Below are 23053 nucleotides of genomic sequence, written 5' to 3' on the forward strand. Positions count from 1 at the left end.
TCAGAACAGCCACCAGACGAACAAGCCGCCAAAGATCAGCCACTGCAAGCCGTAGTAGGCGAAGCGGCTCCTGGCCTTGATGCGTTTGCCGAACATGCGCACCTGCTGCACATAGGCAAACAGCTGGTTGATGCCGCCGGTCTTGTCGGTGTCCGAGTTGGGGGCGGCTGCGGCGCGGATCAGCGTGTGGCTGATGAAATGGTTGAACCAGCGCGCCACCGGGTTGTTGAGCGGCCGCTCGACGTCGCAGAACAGGATGATGCGCATCACGTCCGACTGGTTCTCTGCGTAGTGCAGATAGGTCTCGTCAAAGATGACGCCCTGGCCGTCACGCCAGGAATAGCGCTCGCCGTCGACCGAGATATAGCAGCTGTCGGCATTGGGCGTGACGAGACCGAGGTGATAGCGCACCGAGCCGGCGAAGGGATCGCGGTGGGTGACGAGGCGCCCGCCCGGCGGCAAGGCCGCGAACATGGCGGCCTTCACGGTCGGGATGCGCTGCAGCAGCCCGGTCGTCACCGGGCAGAGTTCGCGCGCCGATGGATGCGCGTCGCCATACCACTTCAGGTGAAAGCGCGTCCAGCCGGTCTTGAAAAAGCTGTTGAAGCCGGCGTCGTTGTACTTGTCGCTCTTCTTGATCTCACCCGCGTCGGCCAGCTTGAAGGCTTCGGCGCGGATGTCCTGCCAATGGTCTTGCAGCAGCTTGAGCTCCGGGAAGCCGGCGACCGGCAGATAGGGCTTGGCCGGCAGCCTGGAGAACAGGTACATCAGGCAGTTGATGGGCGCCATGAAGGTGGAGTGATCCATCAGCTGGCGGAAGAAGCGCAGGCGCACGCGGCCGCGGAAATGCACGTACATCGTGCTCGCGATGAAGACCGCCACGATGAGCAGCTTGATATAGGGAATGTCGTGGGTCATTTGGCGTAGAAGTCAGCCTCGCCGGGAGGCCGTGACTTGAAGCGCTTGTGCAGCCAGAAGTATTGGTGCAATTGTCGGCGCGCTTGAGCCTCGATGACGGCGTTCATCCGGGTGGCGTCGGCGACGATGTCATCGGTCGGGAAATTGGCCAGCGCCGGCTCGATGACCAGCGTGTAGCCATCCGCCTCGCGGCGCGGGTAGCAGGGCAGCACGGCCGCCTTGGTGACAGCCGCCATGCGCGACAGCCCGCCGATGGTGGCCGCCGGCACGCCAAAGAAGGGCACGAAGACCGAGTCGCGGTGGCCGAAGTCCTGGTCGGGCAGGTAGTAGAGGCGATAGCCCTCCTTCAGCGCCCGCAGCGTCGGCCGCGTGCCCTGCTGGCGCGCAAAGATGATGCCGGTGCCAAAACGCAGCCGCTTGGCGCGAAAGAACGCGTCCAGCCAGGGGTCCTTCTGAACCGAGTAGATGCTGACCAGCGGCGTCTCCAGCGACACCCGCAGGCCGGCCAGGTCCAGGCCGGTGAAGTGGGGCATCATCAAGATGACATTGCGGCCATCCAACGCGCGCAGGTTCTCAAGGCCTTCGATGCGGACCAGGCGCTTCAGGCGCTCGCGCGAAGCGAACCAGCCGTAGCCGTACTCCAGCAGCATCTGCACCATGGCGACGAAATTCTGGCGCAGCAGGCGGCGGCGAGCTGCCGGTGTCCAGTCCGGCAGCGCGAGCTTCAGGTTGACTTCACCGATGTGCCGGCGTGACGACGGCATCGATGCGACGAGGTTGCCAATCAGCCAGCCGAGGGCCGTGATGGCGCGAAACGGCAGCCAGCTGAGCAGCCAGACAAAACCGACAAGAAGCCTCAGGCCCACGATGTTCCCTGCCGTTTTTTCAAGGCATTCCTTTTAAAAACAATCACTTAGGGGTGAAGTGCGCCCTGATGGCGCGCGGCCATTGTCTCAGGCCGCCAGCACCGTGCGCCGCAGGCGCAAGCGTTGCGCCGTCAGCATCAGCAGCGGGATGGCCGCCAGCCAGGCGTAGGCCCAGGCGGACGGATGCATCCACCACGCCGCCGCGACCAGGCCGCATTGCAGCAACATGGCATTGCCGAAGCCCGCGCCGCGACCGCCGGTGTAGCTGGCGATCAGCATCGCCGCCAGCCACAGGCCGAGCAGGATGCGCAGGGCGAGCCAGAGCATGCCGGGCTGGTCGAGGGCCAGCAGGCCGACCAGCGCCGGCCATTGCAGCAGCGCGAAGGTGCAGGGTTCGGAGAGGGCACGGTTCAGCATGGGGTCTCCCGGGCTCATCAGGGTTCGACGGTGTAGTTGCGCCAGCGCGTGGTGATGGTGTTGGCGACGCTGATGTTCAGGTTGGACGTCCGGCGTCCGCTGGCGTTGAGGATCTCGGCTCGGCATGTGATGGTGCTGGGGATGTATTGCTCTTCCTCGACCACACCGCGGACGGCCTCCAGCTCACGGCGCCGGCTGGCGCTGGCCGTGGCGAGCTCGGCGTTGATCTCGTTCAGGGCCGCTCCGCGGTTGCCGCGGCCGTAGTTCATCGTCACATTGAAGTTGCGCGCCGAGCCACCGCCGTCCACCGCAGTCTTCACGTCCGTCTCGAAGGCATGCAGCATCGAGGCGCCGCCGCGGTTGTTGGCGTCCTGCGTGATGGGGCCGAGGTTCTCCCAGATATTGCCGGGGCCGTCGAGGTTGTGGTTGAGCAGGTGGCCCTTGACGTAAAGGTGGTCGCCTGCATTGCCGTCGCTGCGGCGCTTGGCCAGCCGCACCCAGCGCGCCGACGTGACGCTGGGCTCGCCACCGCGCACTGGCCAATGCGAGCGTTGGGCGTTCAGCCGATCGATCTGCGCGGAACGGGCCCATCCCTGCGCGGTGACGGTGCCGAACGCCGGCGGTGTGGAGGCGCCACCGCCGGCCGGCATCAGGCGCCGCGTGACGGTGGCGATCTCGGTGATCAGCGCGACGATGGCGGCGGAAACCACCTGAGGATCGTTGGACGTCATCGGATCGGCCGAACCGCCCGCGGCCGCAGTGCCCGCAGCCGGTGCCGCGCTGCCCAGCGAGCGGGCACGACGGCGCAACTGCTGCAGCCGGCGGTACTTCTGCTGGGCATCCGTGCGGTCTTCGCTGGCGGGCAGGCCGGCCAGGAAGTCGGGGAAGCGCTGCGGCGTCGAGGCCACCATCAGCTCGCCTTCCTCGCCTTCACCCTCGAGATAGAGCTCGTGCGGCTCGCCGCTCTCCGTCGTGAAGCTGAAGCGCTCGCGCCACCATTGCACGACCGCACCAACGGCACCGCGCACTGCCGCCACGCCGCGGCGCGCCATCGCGATGAAGGCCTGGCCCAGCTCGATGGCGCGGTCGATCAGCCAGTCGATGGCCTGGTCGACCAGCGCGCGCACGGTCTCCAGCAGCTCGTGCATGCGCTCGCCGATGCGGCCCAGGCCGAACTGGTTGGCCAGGAAACCGATGGCAACGGGCATGGCGCGGTCCAGCGCGTCCTCCAGGAAAACGGCCGCGCCGTCGATGGCGCCGTGGGCGATGTCCAGGATGCCGTCGAGCACCTTCGAGACGATCTCCAGCATCTCGCGCAGGTACTGCATGAAGGACTCGATGGCGTTGTAGACGGCCACCAGCGTGTTGATGACCGGCATGATCCCGGTCACGTCCAGCAGGCTCATCAGCCAGCGCGTGGCGCGGCCGATGATGGCGTCGGTGACCCAGCTGATGACGCCGTCCAGCACCCGGTCCCACAGGTTGGACAGCTGGTTCTGGATCTCCACCCACAGCCCCGCCGGCCCCTCGTTGATAAGGATGGACAGGAAGTGCCAGGCGCCGGTGGCCAGGTTCATGATCTGGCGCAGGCGCCGCACGGTGCTGGCGTCGAGCTTGAGCGTCAGCCGCTCGAAGATGTGCTCCACCGTGATGCCCAGCACCTGCAGCACGAAGCCGAAGATGGAGCCGATGGAAAAGTCGGTCGGCGGCGCGATGCCGGCGGACTCGGCCTGGCCGAACAGCCAGCCGCTGACGCCGTTGAGCAGATGGGTGCCGATGTTCTCGAAGAAGCGCCCGAAGCCGGCCTTCACGGCGCCCAGCAGGTTGATGAGGAAGCCGACCGGGTCGGTCAGGATGTCGCCGATGGCCGCGGCGGCCTTGGCCAGCACCTGCACCACCAGCTCCGGCGGCAGGCCCAGCACGCGCAGCACCGACTGGAAGAAGGTCCAGGCCGCGCCGGCCAGGTCGCCGTCGACGAACACCTGGCGCAGGATGCGCAGGGCTGTAGCCTGCACCCGCGGCCACAGCGTCGGGTCGCTGAAGAACTGGCCGAAGACGGGGATGCGCGCCAGGATCTGGTTGAAGACGAAGTTCTTGATGGGCTCCCGGATGCAGCAGGGAATCGCCTCCCAGACGCTGGACAGGATGAGCTGGGGCAGGCGCATCAGGTCGCCCACCACGCCGATGAGCTTGCGCACCACGCCCACGGCGCTCTCGATGAAGGGTGTCAGCGCGTCGAAGCCCTGCAGGATCCAGTCGAACAGGCCGCGCACCTTCTCGTCTGCCCAGCTCACGAGGCGCAGGGCCGCGTCCTCCAGCCAGCCCAGGGCATTGGCCAGCATGGCCATCAGGCTGTTGGAGCGCAGGCTGCCCATCAGCGAGGACACCGCATTGCCGAGCGCGCCCACCTTGGTCGACACCCAGCCGCCTGCTTCAACGATGACGCTGCGCACCGTGCCAATTACCTGCGTGACGGAAGGCAGCACGGTGGCCAACGTGTCGCGGTTCTCGGCCACGCCATCGCCGCCTTCCATGGCCGTGGCCGACGCGTTCAGCTGCGTCGACATCTGCTGCATCTGCTGGCCGAAGTTGCGCATCCACGGCGGCGGCAGCATGTCCGCCACCTTCTGCGCCGTGGCGGCGATGGGCTGCCAGACGGGCGCCGTCTGCTCCTTGACCCAGTCCCAGGCCTCGCCGGCCTTGCTCGTGATCCAGCCGACGATGCCGCCGGAGCTGTCGGCGCTGGTCGCATCCTCCGGCCCGAAGAGCTGCTCCTTGACCCAGCCCCAGGCATCGCCGACGGCATTGCGCACCGGCGCGGTCCAGTTCCAGATGTCGGTGCCGAAGGCCTCGATACGCGCCCACACGGCGCCGGCCTTGCTGCGCAGCCACTCGATGGCCGGCGCGCCGTAGCCGTTCCACAGGTCGGTGAAGAAGTCGCCGATGGGCTGCAGGAAGGTCGTCAAGCGCTCCCAGGCTTCGCCGGCCACCTCCGTCACGAAGGTCTTCAGCTCGTCGATGGCGTTCAGCAGCGGCTGGCAGTCGCCCGAGATCAGCGCGGCGGCAATGCCGCTGGCCCGCTCGACCAGGCCGGTGAACACGCCCAGCATCGTCGTCAGCGTGCCGCTCGGGTCCAGCGCGTTGAGCACCGAGGCCAGGCCGTCCAGCGCCGAGGACACCATCTCGCGCAGCAGGGCCATCGGTCCGCGCTCGATGACGGGCACCAGGCTGGGTGCCACTTCGCGCACCAGGCGCATGGCCACGGCGCCGATGGCTTCGCCGACCGCCTCGACGGCGGAACCGGCTGCATCCACGCCGGCATCCACGACATCGCCGCCGAAATCGGCCACGGCGCCCGCGGCGTTGCCGAGGGTGTCCAGAATGCCCGAGCGCTGCACGCCGGCTGCGGGTTGTTCCTTGGCCGTCAGCGGCGCGCTGCTGGCCACCTTCTTCGCATTGGCCTCGGCCTCGCGTTCGGCCTTGTCGTGGTGGGCGCCACCGTCGGCCGCGCTCGGCTGGGTCGCAGGCACGCCCGCACGCTGCTGCTGCACGACGTGGGTGAGCTCGTGCGCGAGCAGGCCGCGGCCCTCTGCGCTTTCCGGCGCGAAGTGGGCGGCGCCGAAAACGATATTGCTGCCGGCCGTGTAGGCCCGCGCGCCCATGCCGGCGGCGGACTCGGCGGCGTCGCCGTCGGTGTGCACGCGAACATCGGCCAGCGGCACGCCGAAGCGGCCTTCCATCTCGGTGCGCACCGGCGCCGGCAGCGGCTGGCCGCCGCCGGCCTTGTCCTGCAGATAGCGGGGCAGGCCTGCGGCCGATGTTTTGGCTGCCGCTGCGCGCGGCGGCCCGCGGCTGGCTGCGCCTCGCGGCTTGCGTGCGGTGGCGGTGCGCGCCTGCATGGTCAGGGCCTGCTAACGCTACGGGAATCGGTGCGAGAGGGGCTACGCGGGTGCACGGCTAGGCGTCGCGCTGAAGCCCGGGCTGGGTGCCCGGGCAAGGCGCGCAACAACGCCGTGCGCCCGCGTAGCCCCTCTCCCGAAGGGTTGTCACTCAAAAGCCCGCGCGCGGCGTTGCGAAGCCTCGCTGGGGTCGACCCCAGCTTCGACTTCGCGCCTTGCTCGCGGGCTTTTGAGTGGCAACGCATCCGATCCCCGTAGTGTTAGCAGGCCCTACAGATCAGACGGCGCGCTACGCCCCAGCTTGCGGTACTCGGCGCGCAGGCCGTCAGCAATGTCCGCATAGGCAATGCGCTCACCGCGGGCGCGGGCCTGGGCGGCGGCAGCGAGCACGGCATTGCGCACATGGCCACCGGCGAAGTCGCCCAGGGCCGCCAGGCGGTTCAGGTCGGCGGCGCTGCAGTCGCTGGCCTCGCCGAGATGGGCCTGCCAGAGGCTGCGCCGCGCGGTAGCGTCGGGCGCGACGAAATCGATGATGAAGTCCAGCCGGCGCGCGAAGGCCGGGTCGAAGCGGGCGCGGCTGTTGCTCGTCAGCACGACGATGCCGCTGTGGGTCTCGATGCGCTGCAGCAGGTAGTTGGTCTGCGCATTGGCGAAGCGGTCGTTGGCGCTGGCCACCTCGGTGCGCTTGCCGAACAGGGTGTCGGCCTCGTCGAAGAGCAGCACCGCGTCGGCATGCTCGGCGCGGGCCAGCAACTCGGCCAGGTTCTTCTCGGTATCGCCTATCCATTTGCTCAGCATGGCCGCCAGGTCCACGCGGTAGACCGGCAGGCCCAGACGGTGGGCCAGCCACTGGCCGGCAAGCGACTTGCCGGTGCCGGAGCCGCCGGTGAACAGCATGCGCACGCCATCGCAGGCGCGCGTGCGTGCCGCCGCGCCCAGGCCGACGTGCAGGGTCTCGCGTTGCATGCAGCGCTGCAGGATGCGCTCCAACTCGGAGCGCAATTGCGGGCTGGCGACGAGGGCGGCGTCGGGCACGGGTTCGCTCAGTGGTTGGGCGAGGGCGTCGAGGGCGCGGCCTGAGGGCGTCATCAGCGCGGCGCGGTGCAAGCTATCTACGGTCGCTTGCCCGGCACCGAGCAGGCGTGCCAGGCGGGCGTGGTCGCTGATCTGGGCGTAGCCGGCGCGGTAGCGGCCAGCGGCTTGCGTGGCCAGGGTCTCATCGGCCAGCGCGTCCCGCCAGAGCGCGGTGCGGGTCGCCGCATCGGGCAGCGGCACGCGCCAATCGGCCATGGGGCCATCGCGACGCACGCCGCCGTCCAGGCCGGTGACGACCAGGGCCGGGCCGTCGTACACGGCCAGGGCTGGCAGCGTGGTCACGGTGCCCGGCGCGCCGTCGATCTCGAAGACGGGAACCCGGCCGGTCAGCACCAGCCAGGCTTCGGCACCGGGCGGCAGGGCGTCCGCGTTGGCAAACCAGGCGGGTTCGGCGCCGAGGCGGCGCACGAGTTCGGCGGCCAGGCCGCGTGCCTCGTGGGGCGCGGCACTGCGGATGACCAGGCCGGAGCGCGGCATGGCGGCCAGGTCTCGGGCCCAGTCGGCCAGCGCTGTGTCGAGAGCGGGGACAGGGGTGACGGGCCAGACCGCCGGCGTCGGCGCGCCAGGCCAGTCGCAGGCCACGCCCGCCAGCGCGGCGGCGATGGGCGCCGGCACGCGCAGCGCGGTCTCGCACAGCGGATGGGCAGCATTCGGCTCCTCGGCCTGCAGCAGGCCATGGCGCATGGCGCGGCCATAGGCCAGGGCGTGAAGGGTCGTGGCTTCACTGCGTTGCGGGTCTGTGTCGCAGAAGCTTTCGTGCAGCGGCGCGAAGGCGCGGGCGAGCAGGGCCAGCGCGGGCCGCGGGCTGGCCTGGGGCGCCTGCATCCAGGCGATCACGCGGCAGGCGAGCGGGTCGTCTTCTACCGCGGCGACCAGGGCGAGCGCCAGGGTCTCGATGCTGCTCAAGCCGAAGGCGTCGCGAGCGCGAGCCAAGGGCGCATCCCTGTCCAGGCTGGCCGGTGCATGGGTGCGCCACTCGTCCCCGCCAGCGGCAGCCAGGGCCTCGCGCAGAAAGCGCTCCTCGGGTGCGGCGTTCTGCTCGCTCGGATGAATCAGCAAGGCACCCAGCGCTGCGAGGCCGAAGTCGCGCGGGCGCATCGTCGGCGTCAACTGGGGCGGCAGGTCGGCGGGGTTCATGACGGGTAATGAAAGTGCACGATGCGGCCCAGCCAAGGCACGAAGCCGGGGTTGATGTCGAAGCCGGCGCGGCGGATGCGCAGGTCCAGCGATGTGGGCGGGAACTCGACGTCGATGCGCTCTGGCGAGATCCAGACCGCGCCGCGGCGGCGAGCAAGGCGAAGCAGGGGCAGGCGGGCGTCGTGGGCGGCGGCCAGGCGAGCGGCGCGCAGCCAGCGCGGGTCTGCGGCGACGGGCAGGTCGAGCCCGGCGAGTGCGGCGTGGATGGGGTCGTCGTCGGGGATACGCAGTCGCCTGCACGCGGCTCGCATCGCACCGGCCCAGGCGGCCAACGGATCATCGGCGTCGTCCAGGCCGTGGCGCAGCAGCATGGGCAGCAGCAGCCAGAGGCCGGACCAGAGGCTGGCGAGGCCGTTGCTGAGGAGGGCGTGAGGCTCTGGTTTGGTGATGGCCTGAGCCGCAGGCGCTTCGGTGGCGATGACCTCTGGGCGTCGGGACGCTGCAGGCGCTGCTTCGTCGGGATGCGCTGCCAGCGCTTTTGCCTCCGCCTGCAGAGCATTCGACAGGGTTGACGACGTGACGCGCAGCTCGATGAGCGCGTCTTCAGCGCAGGCCGACATGGCTGTCATCAGCTCGAGCAGCCGTGCCCGCGGTGTCACGGCAGGCGGCGCAGGCGACTCGTTGTGAAGCCGCCGATGAGCCAGCTGGGGGTCCTCATCTGCCGCTTCGATCAGGCTCAGGACGGCGAGGGCTTGCGCATCGGCGATGGCCTCGATGAACTGCGCCGCCAGCCTGTGCTCAGCGACCAGCGCCAGCAGCGCACGCACTTGCAGGGCCTGCCGCCGCGCCCCGGCGAGGGTGCAAGGCCCGGGCGCTTCGTCATCTGCCATCAGCATCAGCGCCACGGCACGCGCCGGCCATGCGCCGTCCACATGCGGTGAAATCAGCCGCTGCCAGAACCAGGCCTTGGCGTCCTCACCGCGCAGCCATCGCCGCAACAGCGCCTGGCGCGCCACTGCCAGGCCAGGCGCCCACACCGCTTCGGCCGTCTCGCTCGCCTGCTCCATGGGCTGGGCCTGCGCTGCCAGTTGCTGCCAGGCCCGCTCCAGTTGCAGGGCCAAGGCCTGCGCACTGGCACCTGCCGCCACGCGAAGCCGCAGTCGGCGCACAAGCACAAAGCGATTCAGCAACGCAGCCGGCTTGGACGAAACGCGCAGCGCGTCCTCCACGTTCGGCAGCAGGCCCGGCACCGCTGACCGCGACTTCAGCCGCAGGCGTTGAACGGTGACTTCGGCCGCGGCCATGGCTTCATCAACCCAGCAGGAAGTTCACGGTGGACCGCGCGCTCGGCGTGAAGCCGGCCTGCACGGTCTGGGTCACGCTGACATGGGCGATGCCACCCACGATGTCGGCCACCACGGCATGGGCGGCGATACGGGCCACGCCGTGGGAGGCATCCAGCACCGGGTCCATCAGCTGCACCTTCATGCCCACACGCAGCCGGTCGGGCAGCGAGGGCTGGACCTCGAAGCGCACGCCCGGGTGGATGGGAATCGGCCGCGCCAGCCGGCCGGTCAGCAGCTGGCCCGCCGGGCTGTGGCTGGCGGCCAACAGGCAGACGCGCACCAGGGCCGCCATGAGGGCCACCGCGCGCGGCTGGTTGGCGTTGGCGCGCCGGCGCAGCCAGGAGGCCAGGTCGCGGATGTCCTCGCGGTCGTCGCGTTCCAGCTCGGCAAAGTGCGGCAGCGTCGACAGATCGCCCAGGTCGCCCACCGTGTCGAACTGGCTGAAGCGCTCGGCCCAGTCCAGGCGGATGCCGGCGCGTACCGTGGACAGGCGGGCGTGCAGGCAGGTGGCCACCTGGGCAATGCGCGCGAGCTCTTCCGTCACGCGGCGGTTCAGCAGGTTGCGCTCGGCATTGCTGGCGGCCAGGTCGGCGAGCGACGCGCTCCTGGCGATGAGGTCGATCTTGCCCACCAGCCCCAGGCTGGCCGACGACAGGGCCACCGCGGCGAAGGGGAGCGCTTCACTGCGGGCCAGGCTGACGCTTTCTGCCTGGGCGCGCACGGCATTGAAGGCGACCTGCTGGCTGGCGCTGCCAGCCAGGCCGTTGAGCAGGGTCAGGGCGCTGAAGCTGCTGCTGGTGATGGCCGTGGCCGTGAGCGGCAGGGCGGTGAGCACGCGGTCGGCGACGAAGTGGGTGTCGAGCAGGCTCAGGTGGGCACGCATGGCCGGGAACCAGTCGACGGGCGCCTGCCGCACGATGCCGATCATGGCGGCCACGTCGCCGGGCGGGTCGTCGTGGTCGGCCAGGCAGGCGGGCACGGCGTCGGGCTCCAGGGCCGAATCGAGCAGGCGCGACGGCAGGGCCACCGTGCGGCTGCCGATGCGGGCTCGCGCGAAGGCGAGGAACTTCACGTGCTCGGCAATGATGGCGTCGCGCGAGGCGTTGAGCGCGGCCGCGCGCTGCTGGTCTTCGGCAAGCAGCGCGCGGGCAGTGGCGACGTCCTGGCGCGACTCGGCCAGTTCGCGATCGACCAGGGCCAGGCGTGAGGCGAGCCCGCCCAGGCTCACGTCGATGGCCGCCAGCGACTTCTGGCAGCGCGCCAGCGCGTCGCGGTACTTGCGCACGATGCCTTCGGCGGCGCGCAGCACGGCGATGGTGTGGTCCGACAGGTCGACGCCGCCGAGGAAGTAGGCCGACTCATCCCGGGCCTTGTCTTCCGGGTCGGGGTCGAAGCTGATGTCGGCAAAACGGATGCGCAGGGCTCCGAGCTTGATCGGCGTGGCGCGCAGCGGCTGGCCGCCGGGGTCGAACTCCTTGACCACGCCGTTGACGGTCTGCTTCTGCGCGATGCCGGGCACCTCCAGTTCGTCCAGGTCCAGGCCAAGCGCCGCGAGCTTGCTGATGACTTCGAGCCGCGTGGCCACGGTGAAGTCCTTGGCCTCGATGGCCCGCGGGCGCTCCAGCCGTGAGGCGATGGAGGTGGTGCGGATCTCCGCCTTGCCGGTCAACGCCGAGGAGTCGGTGACCTTGGTGCTGGGCGGCGGCGCTGTGGCCACGGGGGCCAGCGGCACCAGGCCCGCCAGATTGATGCGCGGGTCGAGCGCGACCTGGCCGCCGATGATGCCGCCAATGCTTCCGCCACCAATGACGCCGCCGATGCGCGGCGCTACGGGCGTAAAGGCCGAGATGGGCGTTTCGATGGCCCGGATCGGCGATGGCGCGGGTGTCATGAAGCCGCCGACGCTCCTGCCGATGCCCACATTGCTGGTCACAATCAGCGCCGCCGCGCTTTCGGCGACGCCCGCGCCCACCCGGGCGATGCCGCGCGGCATGGGTACCGGCGCAACGCCGCCGGTGCGCGTGCGGATGGGGAAGATCGGCGGCGCGGTCGCACCATCCGGGCGCTTCAGCTGGGCCTCGCTCTTGACCGTGCCATAGAAGTCGGAGAGCTGCTCGCGCGTGGCGCTGGCGTTGTCGAGGTCGGCGATCTGGGTCAGCGCGGGCGAGACGGCGAAGCGGCTGGCCTGGGACTGCTTGAGCACCGTCTGGCGCAGCCGGTACATGTCGGTCTGCACGCGCAGATAACCAAGGTTGACGGCGTCGTCCGCCTCGTCGATGCGGCCAGACAGATCGGCCACGGTCTGGCGCAGACCATTGGCCTGGATCAGGGCGGCCAGGGTCTGGAAGCCACGCTTGGTGGCGTCTGCTTCGGTGGGGTCGAGCTTGCTGTCGTCGCCGGTGATGGGGGCAAGCTTGCGGCCGGCGATCAGCGGGTCGGCCACCAGCGTGGCCAGCTCGGTGGACTCGCGCTCGCCGTTGGCGTTCGCGCTGGTGTCGTACGCGCTCTCGAAGGCCGTGTCGGCATCTGCGGCGGCGACGAAGTCCCAGGACTCGCCTTCGCCGCGCAAGGTTCCCGAGTCCCGTGTCTTCGGGTCGAGCCAGACGGTCTCCGCGTTGTCTCGCAGCACGCCGACAGGCCCGAACAGGGCCTGGCCGTCGTAGAGTGTGAAGGCCACGCCGCTGACGGTGGTGTCTTCCAGCGCCAGCGCCGCGGCAGGAATTTCGAGGCGATGCCAACGGCCCGGCGTGGGCACCATGGGCGGCTGGTCAGTGGACTGCTGCAGGCGCGACGGCGTGCCGTCCAAGCCCCAGCCGATCAGGTTCTCGCCCCAGTAGGCGCGGTGCTCCCAGCTGTTGGCGATCTGCCATTGCAGCATCAGCGTGCGCGGCGGGAACTCGCGGTCCAGCTGCACCCAGACGAACAGCACATCGCCAGGGCGCACGGCCAGGGTCTCGGTGGCGTGGTCCAGGAAATGCTGGTGCAGGCCGCGCACATTGGCAGAGCGATGCAGCAGGCCGGCCGGTGCGGGCAGCAGGGGCAGCAGGCGTTCGTCCTCGACGCGCAGCGGGTCGTCTTGCGGGTCGGGCACGGTGTCGGTGTTGTCGGGGCCTTCCGCGGCCATCGTCAACGCCTCGCGTTGCAGCCGCTGGCGCTGGCGGCGGCGCAGCCAGTCGGCGCGGTCGTCCACATGGCGCTCGATGGCGTCGGCGATCTTGTGATCGGCGTCGGCCACTTCGGTCAGCAGCAGTTGGGGGTCGAACAGCGTCTGTGGCACCGGCACGTAGACGCAGACGCTGTCGCGCACGGCGAGGTCGATGGGCGAGAGGCCGGCCGCGGCTTCCAGCACCAGGTCCAGCTGCTCGATGGGCACGGGCAGGGCTGCGACGTCCAGCGTCGACGGGAAGAAGACCTGCCGGGCGGCGCGGGCGTTGACGGCGTCGCGCGGCAGCAGGCCCGCGGGCGGCAGCGTCAGCATCTGGTCGCCCAGGGCCACCGTGTCATCCCCCGCTGCGGCGGCTTCGGTCAGGTGTTCGGTGAATTGGTCGATGCGCGCCTGCCACAGGAAGCGCGTGCCGGCGCCGAGCCTGGCATTGGCCTCGGTGCGCGGCCGGCCACCCAGGCGGGCGACGGCAGCGCGATCGGCGAACAGCGGCTGCCAGGCGGTGTTGACGGCCACCAGCGCCAGCGGCACGCCGCTGGCATGCCAGGGCATGCTCTGGCTGTTGCCCAGCTGGGCCTCGCGGGCGAAGACGGCATAGGCCAGCGCATTGCGCCAGGTGTTGCCAGGCGCGGGCAGGGGCAGCCATTCGTCGGGCCAGGCATAGAAGACGGGGCGCGTAGCGTCCTGGCGCACCTGATCCTCGAAGGCTTCGGCGTCCAGGTCGCGCTCGCACTGGTCGAAGGGATCGGCGCCTTGAACGACGCGGTGCTCGATGGGTTCCAGCACGACGATGCCCACCTGCGGCAGCGGCCGCCCGGCGGCCAGCAGGGTGCGCAGGCTGCGGCCGGTGGCGCGGGCGAACAGCACGCTGCCGTCGGCGTCTGCCGGCATGGCGGGCGCCGGGTCGGCATTGGACAGCAGCCAGGGCGGTGCGACGACCGGCAGGTCCAGCAGGTCGAAGGAGAAGGCCGCGGGGACGATGACCTCCTCGCCGCCTGCACTGAGCGCCATGCCGGGCTCGATGGTGACCCGGCGCGCGCTGTCGAGATCCAGCCCACCCTCGGGCGGCGGCGCGGCGGCGCTGGCGATGGGCGCGATGGCGTCGTCATCGAAAGCCAGGGCCAGGCCCTCGACCACGCCGGCGCTGAGGGCGCGATTGAGCAGGGCGATGCGGCGCGCCCGCTGGTTCTGCTCGGCCTCCAGCAGCGGCGCGGTCAGGGCACGGCCGGCGAAGGCGTTCATGCGCCGCTCGCCATCGGGCGCGGTGCGGCTGGACAGGCGGGGCTGCACGGCCACGGCGATCTCGCCGGAGCCCAGGGCAAGTCGCTGCCCTTGGCCGGTGCCGGCCGGCGGCGTGACCTTCAGCGCGACGATGCGCGCGCCGTCCAGGGCGGGGGTGCTGCGGTCGCTGGCCATGGTGATGGGCTCCGGTTCAACGCGGCTTGGCAGGCATGAAGCGCGCTGCCAGCACCTTGTCGAGATTGGCCTTGCCGCGCGCCGGCACTTTGATGTCGGCCGACAGGCGCTGCGCCTCCTGGCCGCTGCTGCGCGAAAGCGTGCGGCCCATGTCGAGCAGCTGTTCGCTGCCGGCGAGCTTGTGCAGGGCCTCCTTGTCTTCCAGCAGGTCGGGGCGCTGGGCGGCCAGCTTGGCCAGGCCGTCGGCCACGCCCGGTGTGTTCAGCGCCGTGGCGACCTCGGCTACTGCGGCTTCGTCCATGGTCTTGTGCGCCTCCAACTGCGCCAGCGCGGCGTGAGCCATCAGCGGCTCTGAGAACTTGGTGGCGGACAGCAGCTTGACCGCCTCGGCGCGCGCCAGCGAGTCGGAGCGGGCGAGCAGCTTGTCCACGCGTTCCGTTTCACCCAATGCCTTGAAACGCTCGCGGATGATGTTGTCGGGGTTGGGGCCTTCGTTGATGACGGCGACGGCCACGCCTTCCACCTCGGGGCGTAGCGACACATTGCGCCGCCGGGCATACCAGAGGGTGGTCTGGGCGTTGACGAGGCTGGCCCAGGCGGTGTCGACGGGGTCGGTGATGGCCGGCGGCGGGAACAGCCCGGTCTTCACCAGTCGCGTGTTCTCTAGCAGGCGCAGCGACTCCGCCGGTGAACGCCTGAGGGCCAGCCGCGTGGCAGGTACGACCAGGGCGCGCGTGAGTCGCTGCTGCAACTCGCGCGCCCGTTGCGCCAGGGCCTCGCGGGGCACGGGCACGAGGATGCTGACGAAGGTCGAGGCCTGGGCCTGGGCGGCCAGTTGCAGGTCGATGGGCGGCAGGGTCAGCGACTCCTCGACCAGCATGGCGATCTCGTCCTGCGGCACCAACGTCAGCTCAGCAGCGATGCCGGCGGGCAGCCAGCTCTGGCTGAAGTCCGCCGTGTTGACGGCCGCGGCTGGCAGGGGTCCCGCGGCCGGCAGGGCGGAGAAGAACTGGGCGGCGCTGGGCCGTCCGCCCAGGGGCCGCTTCATGACGTCGTCCAGCTGCGCCTGGTACTGGGCCAGGTGGGCCTCGCGCAGCAGGCGCGGCGCAAAGCCGAAGCCGAGCACGTCGGCGTGCGACTGGCCGGCGGTGCGGCGGGCGAGGTGGACGTCGATCCAGCGCACCGTGTCGCCGGTCAGAGCGACGAGTGCCAAGGCCAGGGTCTCGGCCGGCAGGCTGGGGCCGGCCTGCTGCACGAAGACCTCGCGCGCCAGTTCACCGCGCAGGGCGTCGGCGCGGTCGCCGGGCGCGTCGGCCACGTAATGCAGCGTCAGCGCGCTGGCCTCGACGATGTCGCCCGGTTCGACGGTGCGTTCGGCGTCGAGGCCGGTCGGGTAGCTGGAGACCGGGTTGGCGCTGAACTCCAGCGCGCGCAGGCCCAGCACGAAGATGCCGGTGCGATTGCGCAGCGGCGGGATGAGCAGCTTCTTCTTGCCGCTGAGCTGCTGGGCCAGCGTCTGCAGCTGGAAGAGCTGGGCCAGCGACACCCGCACCGGTCCGGTCAGCGCGACCAGCTCGCCGGCCGTCGTGTAGCCAAAGCCCGGGCTGACCTGCAGCTCGGTCGCCACGCTGCCCTGGGAGACCTCCAGCCCCTCGACCACGCCCGCGCCCAGGGCGCGCGCGAAACCGGCCTGGCGGGCCAGGAAATAGGACTGCTCGCGAGTCAGGTCGCGCGCGGCCAGGAACTTGCCGTCAAACCAGCGCGGCCGCACGCGGTGCGACTCCTCCACCATCAGGTTGGCCTCGCGCAGAGCGCGGGCGGTGTCCACGCTGACGACGGTGCGCTGGGTGCCACTGGCGGCACCGAATGAGACCTGGGGGGCTTTCTGGATGGCCATGGCGGTCTCCAATCAAATGCCGAAGACGGCGGCCAGCGCGTCGGCTGGGTAGACGAAGCGGCGACTGAGGTTGTCGATGCCGGCGGTGGCGAGCGCGGCGAAGTCGGGCGTGGGGCGCGAGCCGGCGGGCACGTCCGCGGGAAGTTCGGCGGTTGGGACCACCAACCGTGCGAGGAAGATCGAGACGGGGTCGACGAGCGAGGCCGTGTCGTCGGTCGTCTCGCCATGCTCGGGCAGCGGCGACAAGGCCTCGCCGTCGGGCCGAGCAAGATCTCGCGCGTGCGGGTTCCTCTCATCGTCCCAGCCATCGAGCAGGGCACGGTGCAGGTCGTCGGGGCGCTTGGATGGATCGGCGAGCGTGCGTGTCTCGTCGAAGCGCGAGCGGGGCAGGAAGTCGGTGGTCGGTGCGCCCTTCGCATCCGGCCGAAGCACCAGCTCGAAGCGGAAGGCATCGCGCACGCGATTGGGCACCAGGGCGTCCGTCGCGTCGAAGGCGCCCTGGGCAAAGCTGGGCGTGCGGCCGCGGGCCTGGGGCGTGAAGCGCACGAAGAGATCCGCCACCACGCCCTGCGCGCCATGGGCGGCGCGTATGGCGTCGGCCGGCTGCGCCAGGAACCAGGGCTCAAGGCGCACGCACCAGGAGCGCGGTACTTCGATAAGGCGGCCCAGGCGGTCGATGGCCAGGCCGGCGCCGACCTTGAGCTCGTGCTCTGTGCCTGCTTCGTTGGCGACCGCCTCGGCCTTGAGACCGATCAGCGTGCCGGCGCCGGCCAGATAGGCCAGGGCGCGGGCCAGGCGGGAGCGGTGGTAGGTCTGCTCGTCGCGGAAGTCGTCGCTGCCCAGCAGCACGCCGGTGTCGTAGAAGGGGCGGTCGGGTCGGTCCAGGCGATCGGCGGCTTCCAGGGCATCGACCTCATCGAGGGCATTCATGGGATCAGTCCTCTGTCAATCGGCGTCACCGGGCGCCGCGGCACGATCAGGCCGGTTTCCACGCTCACGTCCAGCGACACCGGCTCGCTCTCCACGCCCTGGTCGTTGATGACGACGAGGGTGAAGCGGTGCTTGCCGGCCGCGAGCTTGTTCTCGACCAGCAGCACCGGTTTCTCCTGCTCCAGTGGCTTGCCGACAGGCAGCACGGCCATGGCGGGTCTCACCGCACCGGGCCGAGATAGGTGTAGCGGTAGCTCTTGATGACGCCACCGATGTCGAAGGACTTGGAGCCATTGAGCTCGAAGTTCTTGCCGAGGTCGGCGACCTGCGGGCCGGCCAGCACGGCGGTCGGGCGCTCGCGGTCGGCCACGATGATGTCGACCACGTCTGGCAGCGACACATTGCCCGAGTCGTCGATGACCTCCAGCTGGAACTTGTGCCGGCCACGGGCCAGCGGGCTCCTCGGGTCGACCTCGACGACGACGGTTGGCTGGTCGGTTTCGAAGGGAACGTTGATTTCGAGCTTGGCCATGGTGGCACTCCTTGGGAGGTTGAGGCTGGGTTATTCGGGGGCAGAAAGTCGCGTGAAGCGCCAGCGCGCGATCACGCCGTCGGGCGGGGGTTCGGAGCGGCGGCCGTCGAGCAGCAGATTGCCGCCCGGGCTGCCGATGGCAGCGGCGTCCAGATGGGCGCGTGGTGCTCCGTCAAAGGCGACCAGGCCGGCGCTGTCGTCCAGCCGCCAGTCCAGCGCACCGCCACCGGTGATGCGGTCGCCGCGGCCGATACCGCTGCGACTGATGCGCGCCACCTCCAGCGGCACCGGCGCGCGCAGATAGCTGTCCACGCCGACAAGAGAGGCGATGCCGACCATGAAGGGCTCGCGCGCGGCCATCACCTTGACGAGGACATGGGCCGGCGCGATCTCCTCGGCCAGGTTGCGCACCATGGCGATCAGCTCTTCGTCCAGCCCCTCGTGCACAAGGATGGTGGCGCGGTGGGCGGTGCGCTCGTAGACGCTGGCGACGGTCTCGCGCTCGGCTTCGGAATCAATCTCCTCGCCGAACAGGGCCAGGAACTCGTGGCGGGCCTGGGCGTCGTCGGCATCGCCCAGCGTCAACGTGTCGCCGACGAAGGAATTGCCGGAGACGACGAGGCCGGGCAGCAGCGGGTCGTCGCTGCGCTCCAGGTCGATACCCAGCAGCGTGGCTAGGGTGCGGCGCAGGCGGAAGTCCTCCAGCACGATGACGCGGCCCAGGCTCACGGCGCCATCCGTGGCGATGTCCAGGGCCAATGCCAGGCCGCCACGCGTGCCGCGCAGGCGGCGCAGCAGCGGCGCGTTGGCCAGCCAGGCGCGCTTCTGTGCGGTGGGCAGGCGGGATGGAAAGCGCTCGCCGGTCCAGCGGGCCAGCCAGTCCAGCGCATCGGGTGGAGTGCTCGCGGGCGCCGTCAAAACGCGGGCGTCGGCGATCTGGTCTTCCATCGGCGTCAGCACGCTTTCGAACAGGCCGATGAAGCGCTCCAGGAAGTCGTGGCGCGTGGCGTCGCCGCTGGCGGTGCGGTCGAAGACGGGATCGTCCCGGTAGAGCTCGGGCAGATAGCGACGCAGATAGGAGAAGCGGTCGCCCCAGACGCGCACGGCCGCCACATGCGGCGTGGCGCGGCCGTTGCCATAGAGCGTCACACGCAATTGCAGGCGGCGGCCGCGCAGCTCGCGCAGCTGCATGCCGGCGCGCTGCACCAAGGCGCCGAACAGGCCGACGCGGTTCGCCTGCGGCGCGCAGCCGAGCAGGCTGGCGTGATGGGGCAGCTCGCTCGGGCAGGCCAGCCAGGCGGCGCGGGGCGTGCCCGTGGGCAGATCGGCCTGCAGCGCGCTGGCGTCGCCGAACCAGTGCGGCCACCAGGTGCCGCTGAACGTGTCTTCGTCGGAGGCGCGCAGCTCCACAAGCACGCCGCAGCCGGGCGGGATGACGGCCTCGACATAGAGGCGGTGCCAGACCAGATCGAGGGATTGCGTGTCCACCGTGCGGCCCTGCGCGGTGCCGCTGGCTGCAAAGCCACGCCAAGACAGGGGCACCAGGGCGCGGCTGAACGTCGCGTTTTCCGCGGCCTCGGGTACATCCTGCGGGCGGACCAGCGGCAGATGCGGCGGCCAGTCCTGTGAGGCGACAAAGCCGCCGGGTGCGGCGTCGGCGCTCGGGTAGCGGCGGCCGAGGGGCTTTTGTTGCCCGGATCCATCGGCCGCGTAGACGAGCACTTCGGCCAGATCGGACACGCGCAGGGCGATGTCGGCCTCGTCCAACCAGGCGATGGCGTGTGCGTAGGCTGCGCCTTCGAGAATGGCGCTCTTGCGTTCCAAGCCGTCGAACACGCTCAGATGCAGCTCGCCATCCGGCCCCCAGGAAATCACCGCGAGCCGGCCTTGCGGGCTGGCAGTCAGGGCGACGGGGCGCAGAGTGGCATCAAGCAGCGCCTCAGGAAGCAGTTCGAGGCGCGCGTCGTCGGCGTTTTCGGGTTGCGGGCGGAAGGTGCCGGCGTCGCGCACCACGTCGCCGCGCTCGGGGAAGGGTGTGCCGACCAGCACGGCCAGGCGGCGGTTGTTGCGGTCGAGCAGCCAGCGCCCGCCCTGGGCATCGCAGGCGACGGCTTGCGGCGTGAACAGCGGCGGCAGCTCCAGGCGCACGGGCTCGTGGCGCTCGCGCAGGTCGAAGAGTTCCACGCGGTCGGCGAAAGCAAAGACGATGCGATCGTCGGCATCAATGGCCATCGCCGTGGGCGCGCCGGGCGCCGAGGTGGCGTAGCGCGGCACCTCGCCGGGGAAGGCGCCAAAGCCCATCAGCGAGCCGCCCGGGCCTTCGGGCGTAGGACGTGGGTCCCAGCGGGCATAGCTGCCAAAGCGATCGCGCAGCAGCGGCAGCATGGCCAGCTGGGTCTCGGCGCTGGCCAGGCGCGAGACACCGTCAAGCATCGGCGGCACGCCGAGTTCCGAGGCCAGGGACAGCACTTCTTCCACGCCGCCATGGACTGCATCGCGCGGCGCGATGGCGCAGCCGTCTTCCAAGGCCCAGTCCGCCGGTCGCGACCAGAGCCAGAAGCGTTGCGAGTTGGCGTCCATGATCAGCAGAGGTCCACGATGACGGGCACGGCGACGCGAGTGCCACCGCTGCCGGAAGCCGAGTCCGGTGCCAGGCTGGTAGCCGGTGCATTGCCCACTTCCACCAGCACCTGCATCAGCTCCGGCAGCTGCCACGGCGCGAGGGCGACCTGCTGTAGGCCGTTGGCGTCGCGGCCGGCAAGAGCCCAGGCGCCCGGCCCGCCGGTGAAGAGATTGACGCCGGCCACCGTCGCCACGCCTGGCACGCGGGCGGCTTCGACCTCCAGCTCACGGTCGGCCAGGGCGCGGCCCAGCGGCCAGCCATTGCCGTCGAAACCGCCCGGCGCGAGTGGCCACAACAGCCGCCGGATCACCAGGCGCACAGCCGCCAGCGTCTCCTCGCGCGGCGCGCCGTCGCGCAGGCCGATGGCGATGGAGACGGACAGCGGCAGGTATTCGCAGCCGATGACGTTCAGCTCGGTCGCCAGCGGCCGCCGCGGCTCCAGCCAGGCGTGGACAGCCTCGATCAGCGGCCGGTCGGCGCGCGGGTTGGGCGCGGTGCCGACCTCGCCGCTGGCCGTGCCCGGCAGCACCATCACGGCGACGACGCCGGGGATGCCGAAGGCCCGCGTGCGTGGCGCAAAGCGCGGCAGCACTTCCACGCGGCCAATGTCCATGCCGGGCGTCTCGCGGGCCAGGCTGGCGTAGTCGTCGGCCGTCACCGCGCGTTCGCGGTGGCGCAGCATGGCCGGGATGCGCTGCTGGGCGGCATCCACGTCCTCGGCGTCTTCGCCGCCCTGGGTGGCCACCGGCTGCGACAGCTTGAGGTTGTTGACCACCGTGCCGGGCAGGCCGCTGGCGTTGATGGTGGTGGCGACGATGTCCTTCAGCAGGCCCGGCGCGAGATTGCCGGCGCGGCCGCCGCCGGAGCGGGCCGAGACGATGCGCACCCGCGAGCCCGGCGGCGGCAGGCGGCCGCGCATGCCGTCGCCGAAGCGCACCTGGCCGGATTCAGCATCCAGCTCGTAGGCGCGGGCGTCCCGGGCCAGCTCAGCGCGGTGCGACACCAGCGCCAGGTCGTCGACGTGCGTCCAGGCCGCGTATTGCATGCCGGGTTCGGCAATCTCGAGCTGCAGGCTGTCGGGCTGCACATTGCGCAGCGGCAGAGCGATGACCTCGCCGGGCTGGCCGGAGGTCTGCGCGACCACCAAGCCCTGGGTCGTCACGCCCTGTTCGATCTGCACGGCGTGCAGGCCGGCCCAGCTCAGGCGCAGGCGCTGCACACCGGCGGCAGGCTTCATGCGCAGCCAGGCGACGAGGCGCTGGGCGCGGTCGGGGTCGTCCAGGCGCGGCGGCTCGTCGTCGACGCCGGAGACGGCATCGATGCCGCGGGCCGAGTCACCGACGCCGATCAGCTCGGGGCCGGGCATCAGCACGCGCACGACGCCGGCGCGGCGCAGGCCGTCGGTGCTGTCGTTGCCTGTAGGGTCGAGCGTCTGGTAGTCGGTGGCACGGGCACCGCCGACCGAGATCTCCCAGCTGACGCCGATGCGCTCGCGCTCGCCGACGAGTTCCTGGTCGTCGGGCACGGTCAGCGCCGGCACCAGGCCGATGTTGAGCAGGCGCGCCGCACCCGCCGTGTTGCGCGCCAGCTGCTGGACGCAGCGCTGGCGCAGCGTGATGAGGGATTCGCCGCGCGCCGGCTTGGGCGCCAGCAGGGCGATCCACAGGCAGCCGTCGACGCTGTCGGCCACGATGTCCACGCCGGCGTCCACGGCGCCATCGGCGAACAGCGGCTGGGTCTGGTAGGCGTCGAGCGTGCGGCCGCCGTAGAGGGCGCCGAGCTGTGCCAGGGTGTCGGCCAGCTCGGGGTGGTCATCGGCCGTGACGCGTTGCTTCAGATAGGCCTCGCCGGTGACCGGCGCCACGCTGATTTCCTGCGCCGTCTCGAAGGGCACAGGGCGGTTGATGGTGGCGCGCTCGCGCAGGTCCAGCGCTTCACGAGCCTCGTCGGGCAGGCGCAGCGTGACCAGGCCGCGGGCCATCCGCGCGGGCTTGAGGCCCATGCCCAGCAGGTTCAGGAACACGCGGCGCTGCAGCTCGGGAACCTGGTTGGCGCGGTAGAGCAAGGCATCGCCGAGGAAGGCGAAGAGCTCGATCAGCGTGCGGCCGGGGTCGCCCACGCGTGGGTCGGTCCACTCCGGCGTGTGCGCGGGGATGCGGGCGAGCAGGTCGGCGACGAGGTCGTCGGCGCGGCGGTCGTCCAGCAGGGGAACGGGCAGCGGCATGTCAGTCACCCATTCCGCGGTCGAGAGTGAACTTGCGGGCCGAGCGCCGGGCCGCTCCCAAGCCGGCCCGGTTGGCGATGTGCTTGCGGCTCGATGCCGCAAGCATCGCCGCCCCCTCGGGGGGCCGACTGGGCTGGCCCGCGTGCAGCAGGGCCAGAGCGGGCGAGGGGCTCACGTTCATGTCAGCTTCCCAAGGTCAAGGCCAGCGCCATGCGCTGGGGCTCACCGGTGCGGCGCAAGCGGTAGTGCACGGCGATGTGGACGACGCGCGGGTCTTCGGGGTCCTCGTCCACGTCGATTCGCTCCACCTGGGCGCGCGGCTCCAGGCGGGCGATGGCACCGGTGATGCGCTCGTGCAGCCGGGCGCGCACGGTGAGGTTGTTGGGCTGGTTCAGGAAGTCCTGCACGCCGGCACCGAAGTCCGGGTGCATCAGCAGCTCGCCGGGCCGCGTGGCGAGCACGCAGCGCAGGCCGTCGGCCACGCTGCGCGCCAGGCCCGGCCAGGCCCAGCGGCCGTCGGCGTCGGGCCGGCCGAGCAGCGGGAAGCCGATCGGCGGAGAAAGTTCGGGGGCGAGCTTGCGGGCCATGGT

At 70.8% G+C, this 23053-nt stretch carries 14 protein-coding genes; all 14 read right to left on the minus strand.

The window, feature by feature from the left end:
* The 14 genes from ACXJLH_RS01810 to ACXJLH_RS01875 all read right to left on the minus strand — a co-directional run bounded on the left by ACXJLH_RS01810 (position 1) and on the right by ACXJLH_RS01875 (position 23050).
* A complete protein-coding gene (locus ACXJLH_RS01810; RefSeq protein WP_457394834.1) occupies positions 1-918 on the minus strand; it encodes an aspartyl/asparaginyl beta-hydroxylase domain-containing protein in 918 nt (305 codons plus the stop codon).
* Positions 915-1784: a lysophospholipid acyltransferase family protein gene (locus tag ACXJLH_RS01815; protein WP_457325831.1), complete on the minus strand. Its 870-nt coding sequence runs from the start codon at positions 1782-1784 to the stop codon at positions 915-917. Before ACXJLH_RS01815 ends, ACXJLH_RS01810 begins: the two co-directional genes overlap by 4 nt.
* Before the next feature lie 87 nt (positions 1785-1871).
* Positions 1872-2201 (minus strand): hypothetical protein, encoded by a 330-nt coding sequence (locus ACXJLH_RS01820; protein ID WP_457394831.1) that lies wholly within the window; start codon positions 2199-2201, stop codon positions 1872-1874.
* Positions 2202-2218: 17 nt separating this feature from the next.
* Complete coding sequence (locus ACXJLH_RS01825) at positions 2219-6100, minus strand: eCIS core domain-containing protein (protein ID WP_457442272.1); 3882 nt, start codon at positions 6098-6100, stop codon at positions 2219-2221.
* A 270-nt stretch (positions 6101-6370) separates the two neighbouring features.
* Positions 6371-8332, minus strand: a complete 1962-nt coding sequence (locus tag ACXJLH_RS01830; protein WP_457442274.1) for an ATP-binding protein — start codon at positions 8330-8332, stop codon at positions 6371-6373.
* On the minus strand, positions 8329-9636 hold the full coding sequence (locus ACXJLH_RS01835; protein ID WP_457442275.1) for a hypothetical protein: 1308 nt from the start codon (positions 9634-9636) through the stop codon (positions 8329-8331). Before ACXJLH_RS01835 ends, ACXJLH_RS01830 begins: the two co-directional genes overlap by 4 nt.
* A gap of 7 nt (positions 9637-9643) precedes the next feature.
* Positions 9644-14257, minus strand: coding sequence for a hypothetical protein (locus ACXJLH_RS01840; protein WP_457442276.1), 4614 nt, complete (start codon positions 14255-14257; stop codon positions 9644-9646).
* A 16-nt stretch (positions 14258-14273) separates the two neighbouring features.
* The gene (locus tag ACXJLH_RS01845) at positions 14274-16154 is read right to left on the minus strand and encodes a hypothetical protein (RefSeq protein WP_457442277.1); all 1881 of its coding nucleotides are present in this window, start codon (positions 16152-16154) and stop codon (positions 14274-14276) included.
* A gap of 12 nt (positions 16155-16166) precedes the next feature.
* Positions 16167-17084 (minus strand): hypothetical protein, encoded by a 918-nt coding sequence (locus ACXJLH_RS01850; protein ID WP_457391039.1) that lies wholly within the window; start codon positions 17082-17084, stop codon positions 16167-16169.
* Positions 17081-17296 (minus strand): hypothetical protein, encoded by a 216-nt coding sequence (locus ACXJLH_RS01855; RefSeq protein WP_056197026.1) that lies wholly within the window; start codon positions 17294-17296, stop codon positions 17081-17083. The genes ACXJLH_RS01850 and ACXJLH_RS01855 overlap by 4 nt, the downstream gene beginning before the upstream one ends.
* An 8-nt stretch (positions 17297-17304) precedes the next feature.
* Complete coding sequence (locus ACXJLH_RS01860) at positions 17305-17616, minus strand: hypothetical protein (protein ID WP_457442279.1); 312 nt, start codon at positions 17614-17616, stop codon at positions 17305-17307.
* 30 nt (positions 17617-17646) lie between these two features.
* Positions 17647-20196, minus strand: coding sequence for a phage tail protein (locus ACXJLH_RS01865; protein WP_457442281.1), 2550 nt, complete (start codon positions 20194-20196; stop codon positions 17647-17649).
* 2 nt (positions 20197-20198) lie between these two features.
* Entirely contained in the window at positions 20199-22463 is a 2265-nt protein-coding gene (locus tag ACXJLH_RS01870; protein ID WP_457442282.1) for a putative baseplate assembly protein, read from the minus strand.
* Positions 22464-22645: 182 nt separating this feature from the next.
* Complete coding sequence (locus ACXJLH_RS01875) at positions 22646-23050, minus strand: GPW/gp25 family protein (RefSeq protein WP_457442283.1); 405 nt, start codon at positions 23048-23050, stop codon at positions 22646-22648.
* Positions 23051-23053 lie beyond the last annotated feature (3 nt).

This window comes from Roseateles sp. P5_E4, from assembly GCF_054049255.1.